General features: G+C 62.6%; 14 protein-coding genes. 8 read left to right on the top strand and 6 right to left on the bottom strand.

From position 1 onward, the window contains the following. Positions 1-39: 39 nt before the first annotated feature. The 3 genes from B3446_RS26385 to B3446_RS26375 form a co-directional block, all read right to left on the bottom strand. The gene (locus B3446_RS26385; RefSeq protein WP_291386911.1) at positions 40-843 is read right to left on the bottom strand and encodes a hypothetical protein; all 804 of its coding nucleotides are present in this window, start codon (positions 841-843) and stop codon (positions 40-42) included. Between the two features lie 71 nt (positions 844-914). Then, the gene (locus B3446_RS26380; RefSeq protein ID WP_291386909.1) at positions 915-2,405 is read right to left on the bottom strand and encodes a DUF1254 domain-containing protein; all 1,491 of its coding nucleotides are present in this window, start codon (positions 2,403-2,405) and stop codon (positions 915-917) included. An 85-nt stretch (positions 2,406-2,490) separates the two neighbouring features. Next, complete coding sequence (locus B3446_RS26375; RefSeq protein ID WP_291386908.1) at positions 2,491-3,957, bottom strand: DUF1254 domain-containing protein; 1,467 nt, start codon at positions 3,955-3,957, stop codon at positions 2,491-2,493. 153 nt (positions 3,958-4,110) lie between these two features. Here B3446_RS26375 and B3446_RS28620 point away from each other — a divergent pair, with 153 nt between their 5' ends. Together B3446_RS28620 and B3446_RS26370 are read left to right on the top strand one after the other, a co-directional pair. Further along, positions 4,111-5,034 (top strand): AraC family transcriptional regulator, encoded by a 924-nt coding sequence (locus B3446_RS28620; protein WP_409558282.1) that lies wholly within the window; start codon positions 4,111-4,113, stop codon positions 5,032-5,034. 200 nt (positions 5,035-5,234) lie between these two features. Beyond that, positions 5,235-5,927 (top strand): hypothetical protein, encoded by a 693-nt coding sequence (locus tag B3446_RS26370; protein WP_291386906.1) that lies wholly within the window; start codon positions 5,235-5,237, stop codon positions 5,925-5,927. Positions 5,928-6,107: 180 nt separating this feature from the next. Here the strand turns inward: B3446_RS26370 and B3446_RS26365 are convergent, their stop codons facing one another. Beyond that, positions 6,108-7,085: a hypothetical protein gene (locus B3446_RS26365; RefSeq protein WP_291386904.1), complete on the bottom strand. Its 978-nt coding sequence runs from the start codon at positions 7,083-7,085 to the stop codon at positions 6,108-6,110. A 417-nt stretch (positions 7,086-7,502) separates the two neighbouring features. Here B3446_RS26365 and B3446_RS26360 point away from each other — a divergent pair, with 417 nt between their 5' ends. Continuing rightward, positions 7,503-8,012, top strand: a complete 510-nt coding sequence (locus B3446_RS26360; protein WP_291386902.1) for a hypothetical protein — start codon at positions 7,503-7,505, stop codon at positions 8,010-8,012. Between the two features lie 9 nt (positions 8,013-8,021). After that, positions 8,022-8,375, top strand: a complete 354-nt coding sequence (locus tag B3446_RS26355) for a DUF2185 domain-containing protein (protein WP_175185093.1) — start codon at positions 8,022-8,024, stop codon at positions 8,373-8,375. 120 nt (positions 8,376-8,495) lie between these two features. On the opposite strand, the gene B3446_RS26350 is transcribed toward B3446_RS26355, so the two are convergent. Then, complete coding sequence (locus B3446_RS26350) at positions 8,496-9,359, bottom strand: pirin family protein (protein WP_291386900.1); 864 nt, start codon at positions 9,357-9,359, stop codon at positions 8,496-8,498. A gap of 171 nt (positions 9,360-9,530) precedes the next feature. Between B3446_RS26350 and B3446_RS26345 the strand changes: the two genes are divergently transcribed. From B3446_RS26345 to B3446_RS26330, 4 genes are all read left to right on the top strand, one after another. After that, on the top strand, positions 9,531-10,079 hold the full coding sequence (locus B3446_RS26345) for a DNA-deoxyinosine glycosylase (RefSeq protein WP_291386897.1): 549 nt from the start codon (positions 9,531-9,533) through the stop codon (positions 10,077-10,079). A gap of 180 nt (positions 10,080-10,259) precedes the next feature. Continuing rightward, a complete protein-coding gene (gene dsrO, locus B3446_RS26340; RefSeq protein ID WP_291386895.1) occupies positions 10,260-11,033 on the top strand; it encodes a sulfate reduction electron transfer complex DsrMKJOP subunit DsrO in 774 nt (257 codons plus the stop codon). A gap of 19 nt (positions 11,034-11,052) precedes the next feature. Then, positions 11,053-12,087 (top strand): NrfD/PsrC family molybdoenzyme membrane anchor subunit, encoded by a 1,035-nt coding sequence (gene nrfD, locus B3446_RS26335; protein ID WP_291386893.1) that lies wholly within the window; start codon positions 11,053-11,055, stop codon positions 12,085-12,087. Positions 12,088-12,110: 23 nt separating this feature from the next. After that, complete coding sequence (locus B3446_RS26330) at positions 12,111-15,326, top strand: tetrathionate reductase subunit A (protein ID WP_409558281.1); 3,216 nt, start codon at positions 12,111-12,113, stop codon at positions 15,324-15,326. 26 nt (positions 15,327-15,352) lie between these two features. Here B3446_RS26330 and B3446_RS26325 read toward each other — a convergent pair. Then, the coding region (locus B3446_RS26325) for a c-type cytochrome biogenesis protein CcmI/CycH (RefSeq protein WP_422652850.1) at positions 15,353-15,745 on the bottom strand (393 nt) is incomplete at its 5' end.

The following is a 15,745-nucleotide window of genomic DNA, read 5'->3' as shown; positions in this document are numbered from 1 at the left end:
GGCCGAGTTCAGCCGCGTCGGGCGCACGGAAGCGTCACGTTAATTCGGAAACTGCATATTCAAACCCATGTAGATTTGCCAATCGGGCTGTCCCGGGCCCCGACTTGCTACGGCAAACTGAGGCTCAACAAACAGGTTGTAGACGGTCTTCTGACGTTTAAAGACTTGGCCGATCCCTATCCCTAGCGGCACGCTATACCCATCGTTCTTCAAGTTGTAAGTCCAGACCGGCGCCGCGCGCAGATAGGTGCCACCACCGAGCTGATACATCGCGAAAGGCTGCAAGGCGACCAAGTTCGCGTCTTCGCGTCGGCTGGAACCGGCAAAGCTACTCTGCCAAGACAGCAGATAGCCGTACTGGAACTTCGGTGAACTGGCGTCGAACAATACGTTGACCAAGCCGGCCGACCACTTTTCGCTGCCCACCTCTTTCTTGGTCGCCGTAGGCGCAGTGATCTGCGGCCCAATGCCAAAGCTGACGGCGGGGTTCCCGGTATCTATGAGATAGGCAGTGAAGATATTCAAGTCACCAATGCCCGTCTTGTGGCTGTTGTCCACCGGAAACGTATTCACAGGGAGCGAGGCCCGCATCAGCCAATTGCTTTTGGATATGGAGAATGGTTGGGCATAACGCAGCCAGAACTGGTTGGCGGTATCGCCGGTTTCCGTCTGCCTACCGATGTAATAGTTCTGGATGTTGAAGGCCGTCATGTTGGCCAGCGGATTGTTGGCCTGTGCCGCAGAGTCGGCGGCGTCTGTTTGAGCTGACACTTCCACAGAGGTCGCTACCGATACGGTAGCAACCGCAACCGTGACGGCGATCCTAATCAAAGCTGTGTTCATTACATACCCCGAATCGATAGCGGCCTGTTGCTTCAGCTCATCGACCGATAGTCGAAGGCCGCAGCGTGGAATCACTTGACCTTGACGACGTCGTCCGGCTTCCACGTCTGGTCATAGAAGGCGTCTTGGGCGCCATACAAGCGCAGTGCGACAAGGAAGTGACGAGAGGGAATCGTTTGGATGAACGCGGTTTCGGCGACGCCCTCAGGCTTTTCTGGTCCAAACCAGATCTCTACAGAGCCATCAGACTGCTTGGGAATGTCGTAATAGCCATTGGTCGACGGCAGCAATTGCTTGGTTTCCGGCATCGTGCCGTCGGTGATGTTGTACGCCGTGACCGCCCAGAATAGAGCCGCGGGTGGATTTGGCGGCAACCGCAATTTGTAGGTGTGGCTGCCCTCGAGGAAGTTGCCTTCCTGATCACGCGCCGTGAAGGGGTACTTTGAGCCAGCCCCGGTGGTATGCATGACCATAGCGGGCGCGGAGGAATAGGCAAACTGAAAGAAATTCGCGCGCTGACTGACATCCAGATAGCTATCCTGCATCCATTCCGCCGTTCCCCCAGCCCACGTGTTTTCGTAGTACCGATCCTTGTAGTACAGATTGCGCTTATCCTCGCGCCCCAACTGTCGATTCGCCAAAATCATCTTCGGTGCGGTTTCTACCGCCTTTTTCAGCAGCTCATCCTGGCGCGCGGTGGGCTGGAAGGGCTGACCCTTGATAATGCCGATGGACGCCAGCACACCGCGCAATTCCGGATCGATCGCCTCCACCGGCTCGTAGTCAACGAACTCTTTCAGTTTGGTCCAGTAGGTATTGTCGATGGGATACATCATGTTGATCTGCTTGCCGCTCGCGTCCGGAAAATTCATCGGCTTGATGTCCTTTTCGGTCTCCCACAAGGGATAGACCCTCGTCGTCTCCGCACTCTTCACCGCAGGCGTTGGATCGGGCTTGCCCTCACCTTTGGCCATCACTGTGCGGAAAAACAAGAAGACGTTGTATGTCGGTGATTTAAAAGCGAAGTAGCTAGCGGGCACATGCCCCTCGTAATCCGGGGGCAAAAGCAAATAAAGGCCACCTCGGGCCCGGTCCGGCCCGATAGCGCCAACGTCCGTGATGGTGCGCTGAAAGAAGTCGGTGAACATGCCGATGACATTCGGAGGCGCATTCACCACGAGCGGGCCGGTCTTCTTCAGATCCAGGTAGCTCATGGAATAAATGACGTCGGCATTCGGCGTGGGCACCATCGTCCGCGAATCCATACGTTGCTTCCAGATGGGGAGCACGTTGTAGCCGGCGCCAAATTCCTTCTCAGAGCCATCGCGCATGCCGATGACGTTCAGCGCCGGCAACATGGTCATATAGGCGTGAATAGCGCGCTGATAGTAAAGCTCGTCCCGCAGGCTCTCGGCCTCTTTGGGGTCCAGCCAGTTGCCGTTGTTCAGTTGTTGGACCAATGGCGACCTGGGCGCATCAGACTGCGCGGATGCAGACGCAAAGGGCGCCAGGACCGCCAGCAGCAGGCCGGCAGACAAGGAGAGTTTGGGCAAAGCGGGCATGAATCGACTCCTGGAAATGGCGCGGCCATGACGCCAACGTATCAACGGGCGACGGCTGGTGCCGTCGCTTCTCAGATGCGGGCGCTTACTGAACCTTTTTGACGACGGGAGGTTTCCAGCTACCGTCGAGGATGCCCTTATCGCCCCAATAGGCGCGGATATATAGCGAAATGGGTTCGTTAGGCGAAGGTAGCCAGTTAGGCTCCTTGTCCTTGCCAGGCGAGGTCGGCCCTACATAGATCGTCACGGATCCATCCGGTCCCCGGATTAGATCTTTATTCTTGGTGCCCAGCGAGAACCGCTTGAGGTCGTTTGGACTGAACAGATGGTGTTTGTTGTACAGCGTGAGGGACCAAAAACCTTTGACGGGCGGTAACTGGCCCGAAGCGAAGCGGACCTCGTACTGCTGGCCACCATCCAGGGTGGTTCCGGAAGAGTCGTAGTCGGTATAGAAATACTGGGTCTCGGTAGGCCGGTTGTCGAACATATTCGACTTGGCCGTTCCCGTTCGATTGAAGTAGTCCAGTCCAGTCTGAGCATTGTTGACCGACCGGTTCCAGTTATTGCCAGCCGGAGCGCCGTTGTGCTTCCACTGGAAGAACGGTGTGATCACCTGCTCCTCGGTTTCCTTGGCGACTTGCACCAGCGCTTCCTTGATTGCCGGGTCCTTAGCCGCCGCGGCCATCACCGAGCGGAACTGCGCATACATGGCTTCTTCGCCAGGCAACGGCGGCACCATTTCCAGCACCTGGCTGAATTGATCGAAGAACTGTTCCGGAACGACCCAACGCGTTTCTCCAGCACTAGCGCTGTCTGCGCCAGGATTCGGGATATCGGCGGTGCTCTTCCAGTCTATCGACTTCATCTTTCCGTCGAAGTCCTTCAATGGATAGAAGACCACTTGGTTGATTTTCTTTTGGATAGCCTGGCGGTCCGCGTCCGTGTCATCCATGAAGATGCGCGGAATGGCGTTGGCCAGAGCGGTGGGGCTTCGGATGATCGCCTGTACGCCGGCGGGCTTCTCCCCTTTCCAGTTCGGACCCACCAGTAGATAGAAGCCGGGCTTGCTTTGGTATGGCTTGCCAAGCTCACCGAACTGATTGGTACGCTGGTCGTAGAGCGCGTACACCCAGAACCGGTCGCCGAAATCCGGCACTTGTGCAATTACAGGTTCTTCATCGAGCGAAAAGAATCCAAGGCCGTAGACAACGTCCTGGTTTGGGCAGGTGACGAAAGTCTCCGCGGGGAGTATGTAATCGTGAAGCATGCCCACTTGACCGCGGGGAGCGACCGGCAGGACTCCTCCCAGCAGACCTGGACGAGGCGCCTTGGTGATCCGCTCGTTGCGATTCAGCATGTTCACCATCGGCCAGCCCCACACGTACGCCATGCGGCCAATAGTCTTGGCGTACTCCGGATGCATGACGATACCGGGGGCCGGCATTGCTAGCGTAGGGCGATCGCCGTGTTGCGAGGATGCACTGAGCGCCGGCGCTAGGCCTGTCGTGATCAACATGGCGACAGACGTCAAGACTGCGAACCTACTCTTCATGCTTACGCTCCCTAATTCTTCGATTGGGGGGGACCTATGAGCGCCCCGGCGTCGCAGGGCCGCATCAAGCTTCGAGGTCATTGTTAACGGCGACAACGTCCCGCGTCCATGCTAATTTTGGCAATAACTCGATAGACAGATACGAGGCAATTGATGGAGTTGCACCGTTTTGACTCGTTTGGAGAGTTTGAAAGTGCCGTCGTCGATGTCGATTTGAGCGTGCGGTTACTCGGCCCCCGCGATGGACGGTGGCGGCTCGGGCATGCTGATGTGGATGGGTTAGCCGTTCAACGGGGTGTGGAGAGCGTTCCGAACCTATGTGAGGCTTCCGGATGGCCCAGCCATTTGATGTTCTTACTGTCCAGAGGTCAGCCGAGCCCAACATGGTTGAATGGCGTTCGCTTTACTGGCAGAAATTTGGGTGTCCTGGCCCCGGGTCGAGGCTTCGTTTTCCGCGCTGCCGGGCCCAATCATTGGACGTCTATTGCCCTGCCTCTTGGAGCAGGCCTGTTGCGCGGAGATGACGTCATAGGCGATGTTTTGCGCCTCTGGAGTCGATCGACCCGTATGGTGGAGACCACGCCCCGTGTGCTCCAAACCCTTCAAGATGCGGCGCTAATTGGCGCGGACCCGCGCACGCCCCCTGCTGAGGGCCGCATGCTTATCGAGAACGCAATCGTGAATCTGGTGCACTCGGGTAGCCAGCGCTCGACGGCAATCGGCCGTCCAGCGGCCTCGAATCACGAGCTGTGCGACGCGACCTTGGACTTTTTCAGTGAGGTCGACAGTACAGGATTGGTAGCCGCGCCGCTTGATGGGCTTCCTGTCGGAGCTCGATCACTTAGGAACTTCTTCCATGACTGCTTTGGACGCGGTCCCATGCAGTACCTCAATTTGCGACGGCTCCATGCGATTCACCATGCGTTGCTTGATGCACGCCGAGATTCGACCTCCATCAGCGAAACGTTTGAGCAGAACGGGTACGCCTATTCCTCCTATGCTCTCGCACGATATCGCGCTCTTTTTGGGGTAGCACCGTCGACTACGCGCGACGGCGTGACGCGACGGGCACGGTAAGACTGGCCCGTGCCTAGATTTCTAGGAGGTGCGAGTAGCCGATGTTGAACTGCTGGTACTGCGCGCGCATCGGATTTGATCACGCATGGCCGCTATGGGTCGAAATCGGTCGGACAACTAGGACGTTTGCCGGCCAAAATCAGTCGTTCAATTTCGTGGCAAACTTTGCGATCAAATTCCTTGCCTAGGAAGCATTGACCTTGCCGAACGCTCTTCGATATCTCTCGCCGCCGATCTTAAGTCGGACATTGCCTGCGCTGGTCTTTCTGGCCACCGCCGGGTGCGGGTCAAGTTACGGCGATACAACGGCCAAGGCACCGCTACGCAAGCTGAATCCCGCTCCGACGCAGGCCTATGAGATACGGCTCACACTTGCCAATGCGTCCGATCTCTCAAGTGCAGCCGACGGCAAATCGCCGTTTACGGTAGTCGAAGGTACTGCGCAATTCGACGCCAGCAACGGCGCGCGCTGTGGACAATCCAACGCCGTGTCGGGCCACGTGCCGACATTGACCAGCCACGAACCATTCCGCCTTTCCCGTATATCCGCCACCGAGTACGCGGGCACCGTGTACGCCGACATGCTGCTCAATGAAGACTATTACGGGCGGGGGGTATGCCATTGGGCATTGACAGAGGCCCGCGTCGCCTTGCGAGCACGGGCGGACATGGCCGATACGCGATTTGTAGCCGGGCTGCCTGCGAAAGAAGTGTTCGCGGGCGGCACACAGGTGCGCTATTTCTGGAAAGGGTATTACCCGCGATTCGAGGACGGGCAACATGCTGAGTATGGAAGGGGCCAGTTGGATGCCGTTCCGGCCGATAAGCTTAACGAGTTCTTCACCGTGACGCTGACGGCCAGGAAGATCGCTGGCGACGTTCAACGCAAGTGAATGCAGGAGCTTTTCATCTTGTCGTCACTATTAGGGGGTTGCTCCTCTGGACAGATGAACATGCTGATGGACGATCGGAACAAAACCCACTTTTCCCGTCATCGACGGAATTCTGGGAAGTTTCTACGCCGACTAGAGCACTGGCAAAACTGAGCGACTTCGGCATCTTCCGCGCGATGCTCAGCTAGCCGGTACAAACCTTCTCGAACCGCCATAAAGCGCCAGCTTCCCAATCCAGCATCCCAGCATCAGCAGCGCCGCGTACACCACGAGCATCACCACCGCCACCACGTTGGAATCCGCGGCGCGGATCAGCTGGTCCCATGTCATTGCCCGAATCGCCAGAAAGCCCAGGCCGACCCCCAGCACTTGCGCCAGCCAGAAGGCCAGCGTGCCGAGCGCGACTGCACGCCCTTGACGCGAGTCGCCGACCGGGTGCGGCAGGATTTTCAGGCAGACCACCGTGCACAGCACCAGAAGCAGGACGGGCAGGATCAGGAAACCCAGCGCATATTGCAGCCAGCCGACGGTGAGTGATTGCGCATTCAGGTAGGTGCCCATGGCGATGCACACACTCAATTGCCAGCCCAAGATCATCGACCCAGCACTCCAGGCCGCGTGACGCTGTTCATACGCGGGACCACCGGCGTGATCTGCAGGCTGAACGGTCCGCATGGCGATGCGCACGGCAAGGTGCGCGCCCACCACTTCCAAGGCGACAGCCAAGGCACTGAGCAACAGGCTCATTGTCAGGAAGTTGTTGGCGGCGCTGGCGTGCTGCACGGCATACAGCACCAACACGCTTTGCAGATAAATCATCAGGGCCGACACGGCCAGCGAGAACACCAACGTCAAGATGATGGCGATGCCGAAAAGTTTGCCCGGCGCGTCTACTTCATGCGTGTCGTGCTGCCGCAGCCAGCGATGCGTGGTGCTCCATATCGTCAAGCCAACAAAAATGGACGAAGCCGCGATGTTGGCCAGGAACGGCACGAGGTATTGCGGCAGGATGAACGTTTCGCGCAGTTGCGCGGATTCGGGAAGTCCGACCAGTGTGTAGCCTTGCACCAACGCGGCGTAGGCGACGCGCACGAAGACGACTGTCAGTGCCAGGCGCCAAGCGAGAGAGTAGGGAGAGCGGGCGATTGCGGTCATCATCGTTGTGTGGAAGTGTCGAGAGATAACAGCGGCGGAAATAATTAGGGATCGAACATATCACGGGCATGCAGGGCGACATGCGAGGACGATGGCGTGTATTGCGTTGCTAACTATTACTGGGAATTGCTAAGGGAAAACCCATAGGTTTGGGAACGATTCATCCAGCATTTCGCTGTGCTGCAAGTCGCGCCGGGCCGGCCCATTCGGCAGCACGATCGGCCAACCGTAAATTGCCTGACACGAAATTTCACGTTATCCACTTCCTATTACGGGTTTGCCGCGCTCGGCAATATGCGCGCGTGAATAGCGGTGATACAAAGCGAGCCACGATGCGCATGCCGGTGGGCCCGCCGCCGAGCGCGTGAATTTCCCCTCGCTGAATACGGAGTCTTGAACGTGCAATTCCACGCTAAGAGCATGAGCCAGTTAGCGCTCGGTATCGGTTCGGCGCTAGTCTGCGCAGCGATGCCGGTTTCGGCCGGGGCGGCTGAAGCCAGCGCCAGTTTGAAATGGTCCACGGATCCCAGCACGCAATGCCGCTTCGTTGCGCCGGAATCTCTGGGCGATGGACCCAAGTACTGGACGGGTTTTTGCTCCAGCGTCACTGGCGTGGCAACCGGCGTCGGCACGATTGTGGCTCGCACGGCAAATCAGGCTGGCCCCGCCTTTTATGGCGAGTTGCGCGCTGGCGTCCCGATTATCGGCGTTGTCAGTGACGGGGCCGGCTACCGCGCAGGCCTGTTTGACGGCAAGGAGATCGGCACCTCCAAGGAAGCTGAGCGAGTGGATATCGACGACAGCTTCAAGGTCGCCGAGCGTGCCGCGAAGCAGGTCAGCGCGTATTATTCGCAGCAAAAGAACACGGCATCCGCGAAGCATTATCAAGGCGTCGCCAAACAGTTTGCCAGCCAGTTGGAACGGGATTGAGTGAACGCCATGAACAGACCCACCAAAACTTTCAAGCTTGCACCGGCTGAACTCAAACCCCTGGCTACCGGCAAGGGCGGATGTATTGCCACCGACAGGATCACGGTGCAAGGCAGGCCAGTGGGCTACATGGTGCGTGAGGAACCGATGTTCCCCGAAGACAGCGGCTGGGCTTTTCAGGCCGGGGACGAGACGCAGGCTTACATGGATGATCCGTCGAATCACGGGGTTTTCGACGTGAACACCATCGCAAACCTCTCCCCCGACATCATCCCGCTCCTCGATACGCCACCGCCTGCGGCGTTTGCCCGGACGGCGGCGGGTGAACTGGTGCAGGTGCCGTATGAGGCGCCTTTGGAATAGGCGGGTCCTCGCCGCGCCAGTCGGCATCGTGATCGTCAGATCTGCCTGGCCCCAAAACGCGACCGCGCCCGCATGCCGTTCACTGGCATGCGGGCGCGGGGGGCTGGCGGAGCGTTCGCCTTAATGCATCTGCCCGTACTTCCCGGCGTTGAAGTCCTGGATCGCCTCCACGATTTCCGCTTGCGAGTTCATCACAAAGGGCCCGTAGCCGACAACCGGCTCATCGATCGGCTCACCGCTCAGGATCAGGAACACGGCGTCGTTATTCGCTTCGACCGTGATGTCCTCTCCCTCTTGCGAGAAAAGCGCCAACTGCGCATCCCGCGCGACAGCTTCGCCGTTGACCAGAACCGTGCCGCGCAACATCACGAGCATGCTGTTGCGGCCCGGCGGAATCGGGAAGGTCGCCGTCTTACCCGCCGCCAGCTTTACATCCCACACATCCATCGGCGTGAAAGTCCGCGCCGGCCCCGCCTGGCCACCGTAGCTGCCCGCGATCACGCGCAGCGAGCCCGCGTCATCCGGCAGCGCTACGACCGGAATGTCTGCGTTGAGAATCCCCTGATAACCGGCCGGCGCCTTCTTGTCTTTGGCGGGCAGGTTGACCCAGAGCTGCACCATTTCCAGCTTTCCGCCCGTACGGGTGAAGGCGTGGGAATGGAATTCCTCGTGCAGGATGCCCGATGCCGCCGTCATCCACTGGACATCGCCGGGGCCGATGACGCCGCCGTTGCCGGTGGAGTCGCGGTGTTCGACTTCGCCGCTGTAGACGATGGTCACGGTCTCAAAGCCACGATGCGGGTGCTGGCCGACGCCGCGGGGCTGGCTGGCCGGGCCGAATTCGGCGGGGCCGGCGTAGTCCAGCAGCAGGAACGGGCTGGTGTCGCGGCCCTTGTCGTTGTACGAGAACATGGAGCGCACCGGAAATCCGTCGCCCACCCAGTGGGGACGGGGGCTGGCGTGCACGCCGAGGATCTTCTTCATGGTGAGGTTTCCTGTTGCGCGGCCCCTTCGGGGCCGTTCGTCATAGGCAAGAAGATAAGGGCGGAACGCCGATATCGGTAGTGCCCGTGGCTGATAAGCACTGTTCCATGCGGCGAACGATCAACGCGGGGCAGCAGGGCACGCCCGCCCCGGGCAGGTATCCTTCCGGGCATGGACAAGACCAGGGACGAAACCGCGGCGGCGCGGTGCGAGACGGTGGTGACGGGATTTGCCCCGGTCGTGGGGGAGGGGGCGCGCGTGCTGGTGCTGGGCTCCATGCCGGGCGTCGCCTCGCTGCGGCAGGTGCAGTATTACGCGCATCCGCGCAATGCGTTCTGGCCCCTGGCAGCGCGGATCTTTGGATTCGATCCTGGCCTGGACTACGACGGGCGCTTGCACGCGCTGCAGGCTAACGGCGTGGCGCTGTGGGATGTGTTGCAGGCCTGCGAACGGCCGGGCAGCCTGGATGCCGACATCCGGGGCGATACGTTGGTGCCGAACGATTTCCAGGCGTTTTTGAACCGTCACCCGTCCATCGGGCGCATCTGCTTCAACGGTGCGAAGGCCGCAGCGATGTTCCGGCGGCATGTGCTGCCGACGTTGCAGGCGCCCAAACTCGACATTTACGAGCTGCCCTCGACCAGCCCCGCCCACGCGGCGGCCAGTTTCGAGCAGAAACTGATGGCGTGGGAGCCGGCATTGAAGTTTCCACCTCGCTGAATCTGCGACTCGCGCCCAGATCGTGTGGCGATCTATTCCCGCACACCCCTCACACCAAATGCGATTACGACGTCCCATCGCCGCCCCGACTCCGTCCCCCAATTGACAGATATCAAGGCTCTATATAACTACAGGTGATAAGTTAATTTCCGTAACACTTAAACGTTTCGGAGTTTAACGATGCACACCCCCCACAGGCCCCCGGAGACACCGCTCCCGGGCAAACGCGGTTTCCTGAAAGGGCTGCTCGGCCTGGGCGCCGCCGCCACGGTCATTCCCATCCACGCCGACGCCGCGCCGGGGCTCAATGGCCAGCCGCCGCGCCGGCCCGGCATGGCCGGCAAGCGCTACGGCATGGTCGTCGACATGCGCAAATGCATCGGCTGCCAGTCCTGTACGGTGAGCTGTTCGCTGGAGAACGTGCCGCCCATCGGACAATTCCGCACCACCGTCCTGCAGTACGAGGTAACCCCCGAAACCGGCGGCCCCTGTTCGATGGTGATGCTGCCGCGCTTGTGCAACCACTGCGACAAGCCGCCCTGTGTGCCGGTCTGTCCGGTGCAGGCCACATTCCAGCGCGAGGACGGCATCGTGCTGGTCGATAACGCGCGCTGCGTGGGTTGCGGCTATTGCGTGCAGGCGTGTCCCTATGACGCCCGCTTCATCAATCACGAGACCCAGACCGCGGACAAATGCACGTTCTGCGAGCACCGGCTGGAAGCCGGGCTGCTGCCGGCGTGCGTGGAAAGCTGCGTCGGCGGCGCGCGCGTGATCGGCGACATGAACGATCCGGACAGTGCGATCTCGCGGCTGCTGGCCGAACACAAGGCCGACATCAAGGTGCTCAAGCCCGAGATGAAGACCGATCCCCACGTCTTTTACATCGGCCTGCCCGATGCGTTTGTGCACCAGGTCGACGGCCAGGCCGGTGTGCGCCTGGCGGGCGGCCACTGAGCCAAGGAAGGGGACTCTCATGCGAATTTCTGAATTGCTCACGCCGGTCTACGACGCCGCCTGGCTGCCCTGGGCCGTGCAGTATTTCTTTTTGATCGGCATCAGCGCGACCACCGCGCTGACCGCGGCCTTCGCGACGTTCGGGCGGGCAGATTCCGCCCCGCGTCGCCTGCTGCCGGCGGCGGTGACGGTACTGCTGGTCAGCGCCATCGCCGCGCCGGTGTCGCTGCTGGCCGACCTGCATCAGCCCGGCCGTTTCTGGCACTTCTATGCGCACATCACGCCGTGGTCGTGGATGTGGCTGGGGGCGTTGCTGCTGCCGGTCTTCGTGACGCTGGCGCTGCTGTTCTGTGCGGCGTGGTGGTGGGGCCGGATCGGGTGGCTGCGGGTGGTGGCGGCGGCGCTGGCGCTGTCGGCGCTGTCCATCCTTGTCTACACCGGGGCCGAGGTGATGGTGCTGCGCTCGCGGCCGTTGTGGCACACCGTGTTCCTGCCGGTGAACTTTGCATTGACCGCCTGGCTGGGCGCGCTGGGCGCGATGTTCCTGGTGGGCCGCTGGCTGCCCGGCGGTTTGCGCGCGTTGCCGGTGGAGATGCTGCGCCGGCTGAGCGTGACCGCCGTCGTGATGATGGCGCTGGGCGCGGGTGCGTGGGTGCTGCTGGGCCTGCTGGGACTGGATCCGTCCTTCGAGGCGGCGCTGCGGCTTTTCGCGGACTTTCCGATCTGGCGCCTGAGTCTGGCGGGCGCCGTGATCACGGCCTTCTGCATCATCGCGCTGCTGCAACGGCCGGCGCGCACGCTGGCGGCGCCGCTGCCGTCGGCCGCGTTGGCGCTGACGATGTTGGGCGCGGCGTGGATCTTCCGCTGGGTGGTCTTCATGAGCGTGCAGGGCGTGCCCAAGTACGGCGCCGGGCTGTACCTGTATGAGATGCCGTGGGGCAGCGACGGGCTGCTCGGCATGGTGGGCGTGCTGGGGCTGTGCGTGGCGTTGATCACCGCCGTGACCTGGGCCCTGGACATCTTCCCCGCGCGCGCACGCGCCGTGGCCGCCTGAGCGCGCGCCGAGACGATAAGCACATGGATAAGAACGCAATGGACAAGCAACACGAAGACGACAAGCGCCGCGACGCAGAGGATGGCCCGGACCAGCCGCGCGACGAGGCGCGGCGCAAGCTGATGATGCGCGGCGGCATGGTGGCCGGCGGCATGGCGGCGTTTGCGGCAGGCTATGGCGACACGGTCGTCAAAGCGGTCAAGGGACTGGCGCAGGGGACCGCCGGCGTGCCGACGGCGCACGCGGTACGCGGCAATTCGCTGACGCCGGAGTTCCGCATCGATCCGCTGACGGGCGCGCTGAGCGCGCAGCCGGGCCAGATCGTCAGCCCGTCGAGCTGCCTGGGCTGCTGGACGCAATGTGGCGTGCGGCTGCGCGTGGACACGGCCGAGAACCGCATCTTGCGCGTGGCTGGCAATCCGTATCACCCGCTGGCCACGACGCGGCCCGCAGCGATGGACACGCCCGTGCGCGATGTCTATGCGCAACTGGGCGGCGACAGCGGGCTGGAAGGGCGCGCCACGTCGTGTGCGCGCGGTTCGGCCATGCTGGAGCAGATGGACAGCCCGTACCGGGTACTGCAGCCGATGAAGCGCGCCGGCAAGCGCGGTGACGGCAAATGGCAGACGATCAGCTTCGAGCAACTGGTGCAGGAAGTCTGTGAAGGCGGCGACCTGTTTGGCGAAGGCCACGTGGACGGCCTGCGCGCGATCTTCGACCGCGAGACGCCGCTGGACCCGGACAACCCGGAGTACGGCGCGAAGGTCAACCAGTTTCTCTTTACCGACGCGTCCAACGAAGGGCGCACGCCGCTGATCCAGCGCTTTGCCGGGCAGTCGTTTGGCACGGTCAACTTCAGCAACCACGGCTCGTACTGCGGACAGAGCTTCCGGGTGGGCGCGGGCGCGGCGCTGGGCGACCTGAAGGGCATGCCGCACGGCAAGCCGGACTGGGACAACGCGCGCTTCGGCCTGTTCATCGGCGCGGCGCCCGCGCAGGCCGGCAATCCGTTTCAGCGCCAGGCCCGCCAATTGGCCGAGGCGCGGGTGCGGCCCGGTGAATCCGCGTTCGCCTACGTGGTCGTGTCCCCGGTGCTGCCGGCCTCGTCCAGCCTGTCGGCGGGATCGGGCAATGAGTGGGTGCCGGTCAATCCGGCCAGCGACCTTGCGTTGGCGATGGGGCTGATCCGCTGGATTTTGGACAACGAACGCTTCGATGCGCGCATGCTGGCGCAACCCGGTCCGAATGCCATGAAGGCGGCGGGCGAGGCGGCGTGGACGAACGCGACGCATCTGGTGGTGGCCGAACCCGGTCATCCTCGCCTGGGCGCGTTTTTGCGTGGCGCCGACATGGGCTGGGCGCGACCGGCCGATGCGGACGAAAAATGGGAGGACGTATATGTCGTGCGTCTGGCTGACGGCACGCTCGCGCCGCACACGACGGCATCATCGGCAGATTTGTTTGTGGACGACTCCATCGCCGCGCCTGGCATGCCCGGTAACCCGGAGGCGCTGCGCGTGCGGTCCTCGCTGACCCTGCTGCGCGAGGAGTCGCGCCGCAAGACCCTGGACGGGTACGCCGCGCTTTGCGGGGTGCCTGCTGCCAAGATCGCGTCTCTGGCCGAACGCTTCACCAGCCACGGCAAGCGCGCCGTGGCCGATGCGCACGGCGGCACGATGAGCGGGTCGGGCTTCTACACCGCCTACGCCATCGCCATGCTGAACACGCTGGTGGGCAACCTGAACGTCGAGGGCGGATTGGTGCTGGATGCCGGGCCATTCCCGCCTTACGGCATGGGCCCGCGCTACAACATCGCCGGCTTTGCCAACAAGGCCTCGCCCAAAGGCGTGTCGCTGTCGCGCAACCGCTTTCCGTACGAGAAGTCCAGCGAGTTCAAGCGCAAGAAGGCCGCGGGCGAGCCAGCGTATCCGGCGGCCGCGCCCTGGTATCCGGCCACCGGCGGACTCAGCTCGGAGATGCTGGCGTCGGCGCTGGCGGGCTATCCATACCGCGCCAAGGTCTGGTTCAACCACATGAGCAATCCGGTGTACGGCATCGCCGGCTTCCGCCACGTGGCGCTGGAAAAGCTGAAGGACCCGCGCATCCTGCCGCTGGCGGTGTCGATCAACCCCTTCATCAACGAGACCAATGCGCTGGCCGATTACATCGTGCCGGACACCGTCACGTACGAAAGCTGGGGCGTATCCGCGCCGTGGGCCGACGTGGTGGCCAAGGCCTCGACCGTGCGCTGGCCTGCGGTGCAGCCGCGCGTGTCGCGTACCGCTACGAACGAGCCCGTGTGCCTGGAGACCTTCCTGATCGCGTGCGCCAAGCGCCTGGGCATGCCGGGGTTTGGCGAGGGCGCCATCTCGGACAAGGACGGCGGCAAGTACGCGCTGGACACGCCCGAGGATTTCTTCCTGCGCGGCATGGCCAACATCGCGTTTGCGGCGGGACGTCCGGTGCCGGAGGCCAGCGACGACGACATGGCGCTGACCGGCGTCGACCGCTACCGCGACCTGTTGCAGAGCAAGCTCAAGCCGGGCGAATGGCGGCAGGTTGCGATGCTGATGAGCCGTGGCGGGCGCTTCGATCGAATGGAAGACGCGTGGACGCAAGCGGCCGAACAGCCGCGTCGCACGCGCGTGGCCTATGCCAAGCCGCTGCATGTCTGGAGCGAGGAATTGGCGGGGTTCCGCCACGCGATGACGGGCGAGCGCTACAGCGGCTGTCCCACCTGGTATCCGACGCGCCTGGCGGACGGGCGCGATATGCGGGATGAGTATCCGCGCGAGGACTGGCCCTTCCTGCTGAGCTCGTTCAAGTCCAACCTGATGAGCTCGCTGTCGATCGGCGTGAACCGTCTGCGGCAGGTGCATCCGCACAACCCCGTGTCGATCAGCCGGCAGGACGGCGAACGGCTGGGCATCCGCAACGGCGATACGGTCCGCATCGTGACGCCGGGCGGGTCGGTGGTGGGGCTGGCCCTGCTGCGCGATGGGGTTCAGCCGGGCGCGGTGGGCATCGAGCACGGTTACGGGCATACCGAGCTGGGCGCGCGCGCGCATGTTGTCGACGGCAAGCCGATGCCGCACGATCCGGCGCTGGCAGCGGGGGTCAATCTGAACGATCTGGGCTTTGGGGACGCGACGCGCGGCCAGCACGCCAACGTCTGGATCGATTGGGTATCGGGCGCGGCGGTACGGCAGGGCTTGCCGGCGCGGATCGAGCGGGTGTGAGCCGAAAGCGCTGACGGCGGAAGCGGTCAGCGCACTACAGTGTCAGCCACCAGTTCCAGCCCGTCGGCGCGCGGCCCCACATCCGTCAGCACGCCGCTCAGGTCCCCGGCCTGGGCGGCAGCATTGCCCGAGCGGCTGACGCGGATCTCCACGCGCACCTTGCCGGCTTTGGACAGCGTGGCGTCCGGCGACATGGATGTGCTGTCGTCCAGCACGAACGCTCGCGGCAGGTCCGCAACCTGCAACTTCAGGATGGCGACCGGCATGCGGGATCCCTCCATGGGGCGCGCCAGGATGAAGACGGTGTCGTTCGGCGCGACCTTGTCGCGCAGCCTGTCGGCGATGCGGGCCTGACCGGCGATGCGGGCGGGCGCGGAGAGCGTGGCGGCCGGAGCGGCGGGCGTTGCGGAGGCAGCCGG

The organism is Achromobacter sp. UBA5777 (genome assembly GCF_002418565.1).
Lineage (GTDB): Bacteria > Pseudomonadota > Gammaproteobacteria > Burkholderiales > Burkholderiaceae_B > Achromobacter > Achromobacter animicus.
Note: the sequence above shows the minus strand (reverse complement) of the source record. Positions and strands in the feature narration are given on the sequence as shown.

Bases quoted from the DNA above. Each gene is read 5' to 3' on its own strand.
- B3446_RS26385 (WP_291386911.1), bottom strand. From the start codon at position 843: ATGAACACAGCTTTGATTAGGATCGCCGTCACGGTTGCGGTTGCTACC.
- B3446_RS26380 (WP_291386909.1), bottom strand. From the start codon at position 2,405: ATGCCCGCTTTGCCCAAACTCTCCTTGTCTGCCGGCCTGCTGCTGGCG.
- B3446_RS26375 (WP_291386908.1), bottom strand. From the start codon at position 3,957: ATGAAGAGTAGGTTCGCAGTCTTGACGTCTGTCGCCATGTTGATCACG.
- B3446_RS28620 (WP_409558282.1), top strand. From the start codon at position 4,111: ATGGAGTTGCACCGTTTTGACTCGTTTGGAGAGTTTGAAAGTGCCGTC.
- B3446_RS26365 (WP_291386904.1), bottom strand. From the start codon at position 7,085: ATGATGACCGCAATCGCCCGCTCTCCCTACTCTCTCGCTTGGCGCCTG.
- B3446_RS26360 (WP_291386902.1), top strand. From the start codon at position 7,503: ATGAGCCAGTTAGCGCTCGGTATCGGTTCGGCGCTAGTCTGCGCAGCG.
- B3446_RS26355 (WP_175185093.1), top strand. From the start codon at position 8,022: ATGAACAGACCCACCAAAACTTTCAAGCTTGCACCGGCTGAACTCAAA.
- B3446_RS26350 (WP_291386900.1), bottom strand. From the start codon at position 9,359: ATGAAGAAGATCCTCGGCGTGCACGCCAGCCCCCGTCCCCACTGGGTG.
- B3446_RS26345 (WP_291386897.1), top strand. From the start codon at position 9,531: ATGGACAAGACCAGGGACGAAACCGCGGCGGCGCGGTGCGAGACGGTG.
- dsrO (WP_291386895.1), top strand. From the start codon at position 10,260: ATGCACACCCCCCACAGGCCCCCGGAGACACCGCTCCCGGGCAAACGC.
- nrfD (WP_291386893.1), top strand. From the start codon at position 11,053: ATGCGAATTTCTGAATTGCTCACGCCGGTCTACGACGCCGCCTGGCTG.
- B3446_RS26330 (WP_409558281.1), top strand. From the start codon at position 12,111: ATGGATAAGAACGCAATGGACAAGCAACACGAAGACGACAAGCGCCGC.